We start from the raw sequence: 12,473 nt of genomic DNA, 5'->3' as shown, positions 1-12,473 counted from the left end.
GGCGGCGCGCCGCTGTGTGCCTGTGCCGAGACCGTACGGGCACGCCGGCGCAGCGGGGAGGCGCTCACACCGTGTTGCGAACGACCCCGGACAGTGAGGGAGGCGAGTTCGGCGCCGGTGGTGGAGACTGAGAGGAGCGGCAGCCAACGGTTCGGCGCACGAGGGGAGCACACGATGCCGCACACTGTGGATTGGCAGGTCCGCCTTCACCTCTCCGAGGAGGAGGGAACCACGAAAGCACAGGCCACCCTGGAAACCGGGACGACGACCACCACCGGCCGGGGCGTCGCCAAGTGTGCCCCTCAGGACAGAGACGTCCCGGCGATCGGTGACGAGCTCGCCGCCGGCAGGGCGCTGCGTGACCTCGGCGAGCAGCTCGTACACATCGCGGAACACGACGTCGAGGCGGTGGGCGCCGCGCCCGAGCCCAGGACGTCGACGATGTACGGGTGGCCGCTCTAGCCGACGCGGCGGCGTTCATATCTCACGTTTCCTGTTGCGCCATGCGTGAATTCCGGGCAGGAGCGAGGAGTCCTCACCGACTCCACGTCCCTCCAACACGCTCTGGACGTTGTCGAAGAAACCGGACGCGAAGCGGCGTTGCCATGCCCACAGAGCGGGCCCGATCAAGAGAGAGGCCCCGTTGGTGGGCAGCGCGAGTGCGAGAGACCCTCCCGCGACCGCCCCGGTCTTGAGGGAGGGCATCTTCAATACCACCGTCGAATGACCCGGCTCCGCATCCACCACCTCCGCGGTGACCGCTGCGCCCCGACGAGCGTGGAAGGTCACCGACGAGGCTTCGGGACTGGTCGCGACGACGGAATACCGCAACAGCTCAACGGCTCCGGTCAGTGCGTCGAATGCCCGGCGCCTGGAAGCCGGCAGCGTGCGCTGATAGCGCTTGACCGTCGTCAGCACTGGTTCGGTCGACGTGGTCGCGCCCGCCTCGCGTGCGGGAATTACCCCGTGGTTTTCCAGAGTTTCCAGAAGGCGGCCGAAGTCGTAGGCCCAGTCCTCGTCCGCGAGCCTGACGGCCTGCAAGCGGGCCAACGTGCGGAGCGTGGGCGGCAGCTCGCGTGCGGGCGGCATCGTCGCTCCTCCGGTGAGTACCGGCACCAGAGCGATCGCCTCCTTCAGGGCTGTCTCCAGCTCCACGCGCACCAAGTCCGCGGGATCGTCCAGCCGTCGCCGCCCGCTGCCGTCCGCAATGCCGAGCCACTGCGGCCCGAGGACCGCGATCACCACACGCGACGCGGCCAAGGCCTTTTCCAGCTGCGCGACGAAGTCCTGGGCGGGGCGGCTTGAATCGATGTCGAAGTAGACCGGGGCGGCATCTCCGAAGTACTTCCGCAGGTCGGCGACGAGTCGCCCGGTCCACGGGCTCGAGTCCACGCGCCGATAGGAGACGAAGATCCCCCGCCGTTCGTACCGGGAAGTCTGAGCCTGCATCCCCCACCAACCTTCGTCCAGTCGGCGCCTGACCCACCGAGCCCCTGACCCGGAGGGCGCATGCGCGCAAACGCTAGGGCGCAGCTTGTCCGAAATCCATCTGGCCAGGAAGAGAGGTGGAGGGGCGCACCCGGTCGGCGTGCGGAGCGCGGAACGAGGCGCGCGCTACCCGCCAGGGCCCGCTCCCTCGCCTCATGCGCCGCGAGCACGGCGGCCTCACCGCGATCAGCCGAGCCCGAGCCCGCAGTCAGCACGGTGTCCACACGCGGGGGCACAGGCTCCACACCCGTGTGGACGCGCCGTCCCCGGCCGGTTCATTAGCGTCTGGATCCAGGGTCGTCCTCCCACGGCACCGGATCGCACGACCGGTTCGCGGGACCGGCGGGACAAGGTTCGAAGGGATCGAGGAATGAGCATGACGGGACCGGGCGACAACCCCACCGGGACGGCCAGTCTTTCCGACATCAAACGCGCGCTCCTGGACGCCAAACTCAGCCGGCAGCGCGCCGAGGCGGCGGAACGCAACCGGATCGCCCCCGTGCCCCGCACCGGCCGGCTCCAGGTCTCCGACCAGCAGCGCCACCTGTGGCTGCTGCACCAACTGGCACCCGACCAGCCCGTCTACAACGTGCCCTTCGCCCTGCGTCTGCGCGGCACCCTGGACACCGAAGCCCTCGCCGACGCCCTGCGCGGCCTCGTCACCCGCCACGAGGCGCTCCGCACCCGCTTCGGCTCCGAACACGGCGTGCCCTACCAGATCGTCGACGACGCGCCCACCGCCTGGCCCCTGCCGGTGACCGACCTCTCCGGCCCGCCCGGCGCGGAACGCGACGACCGCGCCCACGCCCTCGTGGAATCCCACGCCCGCGCCCCCTTCGACCTGGAGAACGGCCCGGTCTTCCGCACCCACCTGCTGCGCCTGGCCGCCGACGAGCACATCCTCGTGCTCTGCCTGCACCACATCGTCACCGACGGCTGGTCGGTGGGCATCGTCACCCAGGAACTCGCCGCCCTCTACGGCACCGGCCACGGCGACCTCCCCGAACTCGCCGTGCAGCCCGCCGACCACGCGGCCTGGCAGCGCCGGCGCCTCTCCGGCGACGGCCTGCGCACGCAGATCGACTACTGGCGCACCACCCTCGACGGCGTACCCGCCATCGACTTCCCCACCGACCGCCCCCGCCCCACCCACCCCACCTGGACGGGCGCCGAACTCGAACTGGACCTGCCCGCCGAACTCGGCGCGGCCCTCCGCGCGTGGGTGCGCGGCGAACGCGTCTCCCTGCTCGCCGTCCTCCACGCCGCCTTCCTGACCGTCCTCTCCCGCTACACCGGAGAGGACGACCTCGCCGTCGGCTCGGTGTTCTCCGGCCGTACGCGCTCCGAGGTCGAGCCGCTGATCGGCTTCTTCGCCAACACCCTCGTCCTGCGCACGAGCACGGCCGGCGACCCCACGTTCCGCGAACTGGTCGCCCGCTGCCAGCGCACCGTCCTGGGTGCGATGGAACACCAGGACGTCCCCTTCGGAACCCTCGTCGAGGAACTCCGCCCGGAGCGCACACCGGGCCGCAACCCGCTGTTCCAGATCAGCTTCACCCTCCTCACCGGCGCCATGGTCGGCGAGTTCGGCCTCGGCGACCTGGTCGTCGAGCCGGTGCCGGTCGAGAACGGCACCTCACGCTTCGACCTCGCCTTCCAGGTCAACGAGGCCGCGGACGGCGGACTGCGCGTCTGGATCGAGTACTCGACGGAGCTGTTCGACCGGGCCCGGATGGAGCGGCTGGTCGGCCACTTCCGTACGGTCCTGGAGCAGGCCGTGACGGACGCGGACACGCGGGTGGGCGAGCTGGGACTGCTCGACGCGGAGGAGCGCGGTCAACTGCTGCGCGGATGGAACCCGGTCCCGGTGACGCGGGACGAGGGCGGGTCGCTGCTGCACGAGGTGGTGGAGCGGTGGGTGGCGGCGGACGGTTCGGCGCCGGCGGTGCGTTTCGAGGGCGCGGAGGTGTCGTACGAACGGCTGGACGCGGAGGCGAACCGGCTGGGTCGCATCCTGCGTTCGGATTTCGGGCTGGGTCCGGATGTGGTGGCGGGGGTGCTGCTGGAGCGTGGCACGGAGTTGCCTGTGGCGCAGTTGGCGGTGCTGAAGGCTGGTGGCGCATGGCTGCCGCTCGACCCCCAGCACCCCGCGGAACGCCTCGCCTCCTACATCGCCGACGCCCGGGCGCGCGTGGTGGTGACCACCCGCGCGCTGGCGTCGGCACTCCCACCGGACGTGCCGCGGCTGTGCCTGGACGACCCGGAGCCGCACGACCGGCCGGCCGGGACCTCGGATGCGCCGCCCGCCGGTGACACCCACCCCGATCACCTCGCGTACATCATCTACACGTCGGGTTCGACGGGTGCGCCGAAGGGGGTGATGGTGTCGCACCGGGCGGCGGTGAACTTCGTTCTCAATGCGCGGGAGTTGTTCCGTATTCGTCCTGGTGACCGGTTGTTGCAGTTCGCCAATCCGGCGTTCGACGTTTCGATCTTCGACTTCTACGGTGCGCTCGGCTCGGGTGCGACGGTCGTCGGCGCTCGTCGTGAGACGTTGCTGGATCCTGATGCGTTGCAGGAGCTGCTGATACGGGAGCGGGTGTCGGTGGCGGATGTGCCGCCGGCGGTGTTGCGGTTGCTGGATCCGGAGTCGTTGTCGGATTTGCGGGCGTTGTTCGTGGGTCTGGAGGCGTTTCCGGCGGAGTTGGTGAACCGGTGGTCGAATGAGAGGCGTGAATTCCACAACGGTTATGGTCCGACCGAGGCGACGGTTGCCTGCGTGGATTACCTCTGCCCGCGGGGTGGGTTGACGGCGTCGCCGCCGATCGGTCGTGCGATGGCCAACCACCGTGCCTACGTGTTGAATGGCGCTACGTTCGAGCCGGTGCCGGTCGGTGTTCCGGGTGAGTTGTTCATCGCCGGTGTGGGTCTGGCGCGAGGTTATCTGGGGCGTCCGGATCTGACGGCGGAGCGGTTCGTGCCGGATCCGTTCTCGGCGTCCGGTGAGCGGATGTATCGCACGGGTGATGTGGTGCGGTGGCGTGAGGACGGCAACCTCGAATTCCTGGGCCGCGCGGACCGGCAGATCAAGATCCGGGGACTGCGCATCGAACCCGGCGAGATCGAACACGCCCTGACCACCAGCCCCGGCATCGCCCAGGCGATCGTCACCGTCGACCGCCCCGGCACCCCCGAGGCCCGCCTGATCGCCTACGCCGTCGCCGAGGCCGGGCACGACCTGGACGTCGAGGAGCTGCGCACCGGGCTCATGGACCGGCTGCCCCAGCACATGGTCCCCGCCCAGCTGATCGCCCTCGACGCGCTGCCGCTGACCCCCAACGGGAAGGTCGACCACGCCAGGCTCCCCGCGCCGCAGGAGGGAACGGCCCGCACCCACATTCCGCCGCGCGACGCGACCGAGCGGGACCTCGCCGGGATCTGGCACGGCCTGCTGGACGTGCCCCTGGCCTCCATCGGTATCCACGACAGCTTCTTCGACCTGGGCGGCAACTCCCTCCAGGCCACCCGCCTCATCTCCCGCATCCGCGACACCTTCCACGTCTCCCTCGAACCGCGCCTGCTCTTCGTCCACCCGGTGCTCAGGGACCTCGCCACCCGCATCGGGGAGGAGCTCGCGGCGGCCGCCACGGAGGAGACGGACCTGGAGGCGGAGATCGCCGGGCTGTCCGAGGAGGAGCTGGACCGTCTGCTGAGTGAGGAAGCCTGATGACCGACTCCGTGACCCGACAGACGACGATCGAGGAGAAGCGGCGCGCGCTGCTGGCCCTGCGGCTGCGGCAGAAGCGCGCGGCGGAGGCCGGAGCCGACCGGGTCACCCCGGTCCCTCGCGACGGCCGGCGGCTCGTACCCTCCTACCAGCAGGAAGGGCTGTGGTTCCTGCACCAGCTGGAGCCCGGTTCCCCCGTCTACAACGTGCCGTTCGCGCTGCGGCTGCGCGGCCCGCTGGACGTTGCGGCACTGGGCGAGGCGTTCCGGGGCCTCGTCGCACGGCACGAGGCGCTGCGGACCCGCTTCCCCGCCGAGGACGGGGAACCGCGCATGCTCCTCGAAGCGCCCCCCGGCACCTGGCCGCTTCCGGTGACGGACCTGTCCGGCCTGCCGGAGCCGGTACGGGAGGAGCGCGCCCGGCAGCTGGCGCAGGAGGAGGCGGTACGCCCCTTCGACCTGGCCGCCGGACCGCTCCTGCGGACCGGCCTGTTGCGGCTGGCCGACGCCGACCACGTCCTGCTGCTGAGCCTGCACCACATCGTCACCGACGGCTGGTCGACGGGCATCATCGTCCAGGACCTGGCCGCGCTCTACGAGGGCCAGCAGCTCCCCGCCCTCGACCTCCAGGCCGCCGACTACGCGGCGTGGCAGCGCGACCGGCTGACCGGGGACGCCCTGGAGGGCCAGTTGTCCTACTGGCGGCGCACCCTGGCGGACCTGCCGGTCGTGGACTTCCCGGCCGACCGCCCCCGCCCGGTGGAGCCGACGTCCTCGGGCGCCACCTTCGAGGCGAGCCTGCCCGCGACGCTGGGGGACGGGCTGCGCGAGCTCGCCCGCAGCGAGCAGGCGTCGCTGCTGGCGGTCCTCCAAGCGGGCCTGCTGACCGTGCTGTCCCGGTACACCGGTCAGGACGACCTCGCGGTCGGCTCGGTGTTCTCAGGACGTACGCGCTCCGAGGTCGAGCCCCTCGTCGGGCTGTTCGCCAACACCCTCGCCCTGCGCACCAGCACGGCCGGTGACCCGACGTTCCGTGCGCTGGTCGGCCGCTGCAAGGAGACCGTGCTCGGCGCCCTGGACCACCAGGACGTGCCGTTCACGATGGTCGTCGACGCGCTCAAGCCCGAGCGCGTCCCGGGCCGCAACCCGCTCTTCCAGATCAGCCTCACCCTCCAGGCCGCCGCCACCAGCGGCCGCGGCTTCGGGCTGCCGGGAGTCGGGGCCGACGCCCTCGACTCCCACGAGATCAGCTCCCGCTTCGACCTCGGCGTCACGGTGATCGAGGCGCCGGAAGGCCGCCTGGACCTCGTCATCGAGTACTCGACGGAGCTGTTCGACCGGGCCCGGATGGAGCGGCTGGCCGGTCATTTCCGTACGGTCCTGCAGCAGGCAGTGACCGGCCCGGACGCCCGGCTGGGCGAGCTGGACCTCCTGGACGCGGAGGAGCGCGGCCAGCTGCTGCGCGGATGGAACCCCGAACCCGTCACGCGCGATGAGGGCGGGTCGCTGCTGCACGAGGTGGTGGAGCGGTGGGTGGCGGCGGACGGTTCGGCGCCGGCGGTGCGTTTCGAGGGCGCGGAGCTGTCGTACGGGCAGTTGGACGCGGAGGCGAATCGGCTGGGCCGTGTCCTGCGTTCGGATTTCGGGCTGGGTCCGGACGTGGTGGCGGGGGTGCTGCTGGAGCGTGGCACGGAGCTGCCGGTGGCGCAGTTGGCCGTGCTCAAGGCGGGCGGTGCGTGGCTGCCGCTCGACCCCCAGCACCCCGCGGAACGCCTGGTCGGCCAGCTGGCAGACGCGGGCACGCGCGTGGTCGTGACCACCCGGGCACTGTCCACGGCACTCCCGACGGACATGCCCCGCGTGTGCCTCGACGACCCCGCCACCGCGCAACGCCTGGCAGACACCCCCGACACACCCCTCTCCAGCGGAGCGAAGCCGGAGAACCTGGCCTACCTGATCTACACGTCGGGTTCGACGGGTGCGCCGAAGGGGGTGATGGTGTCGCACCGGGCGGCGGTGAACTTCGTTCTCAATGCGCGGGATTTGTTCCGTATTCGTCCCGGTGACCGGTTGTTGCAGTTCGCCAATCCGGCGTTCGACGTTTCGATCTTCGACTTCTACGGTGCGCTCGGCTCGGGTGCGACGGTCGTCGGCGCTCGTCGTGAGACGTTGCTGGATCCGGATGCGTTGCAGGAGCTGCTGATACGGGAGCGGGTGTCGGTGGCGGATGTGCCGCCGGCGGTGTTGCGGTTGCTGGATCCGGAGTCGTTGTCGGGTTTGCGGGCGTTGTTCGTGGGTCTGGAGGCGTTTCCGGCGGAGTTGGTGAACCGGTGGTCGAATGAGAGGCGTGAATTCCACAACGGTTATGGTCCGACCGAGGCGACGGTCGCTTGCGTGGATTACCTCTGCCCGCGGGGTGGGTTGACGGCGTCGCCGCCGATCGGTCGTGCGATGGCCAACCACCGTGCCTACGTGTTGAATGCCGCCACGTTCGAGCCGGTGCCGGTCGGTGTTCCGGGTGAGTTGTTCATCGCCGGTGTGGGTCTGGCGCGGGGTTATCTGGGGCGTCCGGATCTGACGGCGGAGCGGTTCGTGCCGGATCCGTTCTCGGCGTCCGGTGAGCGGATGTATCGCACGGGTGATGTGGTGCGGTGGCGTGAGGACGGCAATCTCGAATTCCTGGGCCGTGCGGACCGGCAGATCAAGATCCGGGGACTGCGCATCGAACCCGGCGAGATCGAACACGCCCTGGCCGGCTGTGAAGGAGTCCGGCAGGGCACCGTCGTCGTGCACGACGCCGGCACCCCGGCCGCCCGGCTGACCGGCTACGTCGTGCCGACCGCGGCCGGTGCCGTCGACGCCGACATGATCCGCGCGGAGCTGATGGACCGGCTGCCGCTGCACATGGTCCCGTCCCAGGTCATGGTGATCGACGCGCTGCCGCTGACCCCCAGCGGCAAGCTCGACCAGGCCCGGCTCCCGGCCCCGCAGGCGGCGGGGGAGTCCCCAGGCGTTCCGCCGCGCACCGCCACCGAACGCGGCCTCGCCGGGATCTGGCACGGCCTGCTGGACGTGCCCCTGGCCTCCATCGGTATCCACGACAGCTTCTTCGACCTGGGCGGCAACTCGCTCCAGGCCACCCGCCTCATCTCCCGCATCCGCGACACCTTCCACGCGTCCCTCGCGCCGCGCACCCTCTTCGTCCATCCCGTCCTGCGCGACCTCGCCGCACGCATCGACCAGGAGCGTGCCACCACCCCGGACGTCGCTGACGCCGACCGCATCGTCCCCGTGCCCCGTGACGGGCGGCGGCTCGTACCCTCGTACCAGCAGGAAGGGCTGTGGTTCCTGCACCAGCTCGACCCGGAATCCCCGGTCTACAACATGCCGTTCGCGCTGCGCCTGCGCGGCCCCCTCGACGCGGATGCCCTGCGCGAGGCGTTTCGGCAGCTGGTCGTACGGCACGAGGCGCTGCGGACCCGCTTCTCGGGTGAGGGCGAGGAGCCGCACCTGGTCGTCGAGGAAGCGCCCACCACGTGGCCGCTGCCGGTGACCGACCTGTCCGCCCAGCCGGAGCCGGTACGGGAGGAGCGCGTCCGACAACTGGCGCAGGAGGAGGCGGTACGCCCCTTCGACCTGGCCGCCGGGCCGCTCCTGCGGACGAGCCTGCTGCGCCTGGCCGACACCGACCACGTCCTCCTGATGAACCTCCACCACATCGTCACCGACGGCTGGTCGACCGGGATCATCGGCCAGGAGCTCGCCGCGCTCTACGCCGGCACCGATCTGCCCCCGCTTCCCGTGCAGGTCGCCGACTACGCCGCCCGGCAGCGCGACCGGCTGACCGGCGACGCCCTGGAGGACCAGCTGTCCTACTGGCGGCGCACCCTGGCGGACCTTCCGGTCCTGGACTTCCCGACCGACCGCCCCCGCCCCGCCGCGCCCCGGCAGACCGGGGCCGTCGTCGAGCACCGGCTCCCCGCCTCCCTGGGCAACGGGCTGCGCGACCTCGCCCGCAGCGAGCAGGCGTCGCTGCTGGCGGTCCTCCAGGCGGGCCTGCTGACCGTGCTGTCCCGGTACACCGGTCAGGACGACCTGGCCATCGGCTCGGTGTTCTCAGGACGTACGCACTCCGAGGTCGAGCCCCTCGTCGGGCTGTTCGCCAACACCCTCGTCCTGCGCACCAGCACAGCGGGCGATCCCACATTCCGTGCGCTGGTCGGCCGCTGCAAGGAGACCGTGCTCGGCGCCCTGGACCACCAGGACGTGCCGTTCACGATGGTCGTCGACGCGCTCAAGCCCGAGCGCGTCCCGGGCCGCAACCCGCTCTTCCAGATCAGCCTCACCCTCCAGGCCGCCGACGCGGCCGACGTGCCCTTCCGGCTCGGCTCCACGCCCGGCGAGTACGTCGGGACCACCGGCACCCGGGCCCGCTTCGACCTCGCGGTCAGCGCGAGCGAGACGGCGGACGGCGGCGTCGCCCTGGAACTGGAGTACGCCACCGAGCTGTTCGACCACGACCGCGTGGAGCGGTTGGTCGACCACTTCCGCACGGTGCTGGAACAGGCCGTGCGCACCCCCGACGCGCCCATCGGCGGGCTGACCCTCCTCACCGGACCGGAACAGGACCGGCTGGCGGCCTGGAGCGCCGCCCAGGAGACGTTCCCCTCCGACGTCTCGCTGTACGAGCTGTTCGCCGAGCAGGTGCGGCTGCGGCCCGACGCGGTGGCCGTCGTCGACGGCGGGACACGGATCGGCTACCGCGAACTCGACGACCGTGCCGGGGCCCTGGCGGCCCGGCTGCGGGCGCGGGGCGTGGGCCGCGGCGACCTCGTGGGCCTGTGCGGCGAGCGCTCGGCCGACCTCGTCGCCGGCATCCTGGGCATCCTGCGGACGGGCGCCGCGTACGTACCGCTCGACCCCGGCTACCCGGCCGAGCGGCTCGCGTACATGCTCAAGGACTCCGGCGTCGGGGTCGTGCTCGCCCAGGACGGGGTGGAACTGCCCGACGGCCCGTACGAGCGTGTCCCCCTCGACGGCGGGCACCCCGGAGACGCCGGCCCGGCCCCGGAGCCGGTACCCGCCGGCGGCGAAGACCTCGCCTACCTCATCTACACCTCCGGATCGACGGGCCGGCCCAAGGCCGTGATGGTCCCGCACGGGAACGTCGTCCGGTTGCTGCGCTCGACACACGACTGGTTCGGCTTCGACGAACGGGACGTGTGGACGCTCTTCCACTCCTTCGCCTTCGACTTCTCGGTCTGGGAGCTGTGGGGCGCCCTCGCCCACGGCGGCCGGCTCGTCGTCGTGCCGTACTGGGAGAGCCGCTCGCCCGAGGCGTTCTACGACCTGCTGGAGCGCGAGCGGGTGACCGTCCTGAACCAGACGCCCGCGGCCTTCCGGCAGCTGGTCGCCGTGGACGAGGAGCGCGGCGCGGACCTGGCACTGCGCACGGTCGTCTTCGGCGGTGACGCGCTGGACGTGGACTCGGTGCTCCGCTGGTTCGACCGGCACGGCGAGGACACGCCCCGGCTGGTCAACATGTACGGCATCACCGAGACGACCGTGCACGTCACCTACTGCCCGCTCGACCGGGAACTCCTCACCCGCTCGCCCGGTCCGATCGGTGTGCCGATCCGTGACCTGTCGGTGTGGGTCGTCGACCGGGCCGGGCAGCTCGCACCGGCCGGTGTGCCGGGCGAGATGTGGGTGGGCGGCCCCGGCGTGGCCCGGGGCTACCTGGGACGGCCCGACCTGTCCGCGGAGCGCTTCGTGCCCGACCCGTTCTCGGGCGGTCCGGGCCGTCTGTACCGCTCCGGCGACCTGGCGCGGCGGCTGCCCGACGGCACCCTGGAATACCTGGGCCGCATCGACCAGCAGGTGAAGATCCGCGGCTTCCGTATCGAACCCGGCGAGATCGACGCGGCGCTGGCCGCGCACCCGGAGGTCACCGACGCGTTCACCGCCGTGCACGGCACCGACGACGGGCGACGCCTGATCGGCTACGTCGTGCCCGCCCCGGAGGCCGGCGCCGACCTGCCCGCGCGGCTCCGCACGCACCTGGGCACCGAACTGCCCGACTACATGGTGCCGGCGGTGGTGGTGCCGCTGGAGCGGATACCCCTGACGGCCAACGGCAAGGTCGACCGCAAGGCGCTGCCGGCCCCCGAACTGGCCAGTGGTGCCCCCTTCATCGAGCCCCGCACCCCCACCGAGCGGGCGCTCGCACCCCTCTGGGCCCGGACCCTGGGCGCCGCCCGGGTCGGCGCGCTCGACGGCTTCTTCGACCTGGGCGGCAGCTCCCTGGACCTGATCCGCCTGCGCTTCGCGGTACGGGAGTCCTTCGGCGTCCTCCTCGACGTGCGGGCGCTCTACGCCGCACCCACGGTCGAGTCGATGGCCCGGGCGATCGACGAGCACGCCGCCGCACCGGGCGCCGGTGACTCACCGCTGGTGACCCTGCGGGCCGGCGGCGACGGACCGCCGCTCTTCCTCGTGCACGCGGTGGGCGGCACGGTCGTACCGTACGTGCCGCTCGCCCGCCTCCTCGACGACGCGAACACACCGGTCCACGCCCTGGAGCACCCCGGGCTGCACGGCGCCGGGCCCGGGGACGCGCCGGACCTGGGCGCGCTCGCCGACACCTACCTGGCCGCCGTGCGCCGGGTGCGGCCCGCCGGCCCGTACCACCTGGGCGGCTGGTCGCTGGGCGGTGCCGTGGCCCTGGAGATGGCCGCCCGGCTGCGGGCCGAGGGCGAGGAGGTGGCCACGGTGGCCCTGCTCGACACCGGGTTCCCGCCGCAGGCCGCCGAGGCACCCGGCGAGGCCGAGCTGCTGGCGGCCTTCGTCCACGACCTGGCCGGCCTGCGGGGAGCCGAGCCGCCCGCACTGGACGTGGAGCGGCTGAGCACCCTCCCCGCCGGAGAGCGGATCGACGCCCTCCTGCCGGAGCTGGAGCGCGCCGGGCTGATCCCCGCCGGGGTGCGCGAGGAGGTCCGTACCCGCGTCGCCGTGTTCCTGGCCAACTCCCGGGCCTACCATACGCATCGGCCCACCCCGTACGACGGCCGGATCACCTTGCTGAGCGCCGGTGCGGAGCTGGATGATCAGGTCGGCCGGTGGCGGGCCTTCGCGACCGGCGGCCTGGACCACCATGTGGTGCCGGGAACCCACCACACCATGCTCCAGCACCCGCACCTGCCGACGCTCGCGCGAACGCTGCGGCGGGTCCTGGGCAACGAGAAGTGAGGACACGGACG

4 protein-coding genes are annotated in these 12,473 nt (G+C 71.9%); 3 read left to right on the top strand and 1 reads right to left on the bottom strand.

Translation table 11 applies throughout. The features are described 5' to 3' along the window. The first annotated feature begins 174 nt into the window (after window positions 1–174). Window positions 175–462, top strand: a complete 288-nt coding sequence (locus tag J7E86_RS20105; protein ID WP_215083103.1) for a dsRBD fold-containing protein — start codon at window positions 175–177, stop codon at window positions 460–462. A 15-nt stretch (window positions 463–477) separates the two neighbouring features. Here J7E86_RS20105 and J7E86_RS20100 read toward each other — a convergent pair whose 3' ends face one another. Next, entirely contained in the window at window positions 478–1,449 is a 972-nt protein-coding gene (locus tag J7E86_RS20100; protein ID WP_215083102.1) for a toll/interleukin-1 receptor domain-containing protein, read from the bottom strand. A 415-nt stretch (window positions 1,450–1,864) separates the two neighbouring features. On the opposite strand from J7E86_RS20100, the gene J7E86_RS31650 reads away from it, so the two are divergent. Both J7E86_RS31650 and J7E86_RS20090 read left to right on the top strand, forming a co-directional pair. Next, the gene (locus J7E86_RS31650; RefSeq protein WP_215083101.1) at window positions 1,865–5,215 is read left to right on the top strand and encodes a non-ribosomal peptide synthetase; all 3,351 of its coding nucleotides are present in this window, start codon (window positions 1,865–1,867) and stop codon (window positions 5,213–5,215) included. Further along, window positions 5,215–12,462 carry a non-ribosomal peptide synthetase gene (locus tag J7E86_RS20090; protein ID WP_215083100.1) on the top strand — a complete coding sequence of 2,416 codons (7,248 nt, stop codon included), beginning with the start codon at window positions 5,215–5,217 and terminating at the stop codon, window positions 12,460–12,462. Before J7E86_RS31650 ends, J7E86_RS20090 begins: the two co-directional genes overlap by 1 nt. Window positions 12,463–12,473 lie beyond the last annotated feature (11 nt).

The organism is Streptomyces sp. ISL-11, from assembly GCF_018614525.1.
Taxonomy (GTDB): domain Bacteria; phylum Actinomycetota; class Actinomycetes; order Streptomycetales; family Streptomycetaceae; genus Streptomyces.
This window is presented reverse-complemented; position numbering and strand designations above follow the sequence as displayed.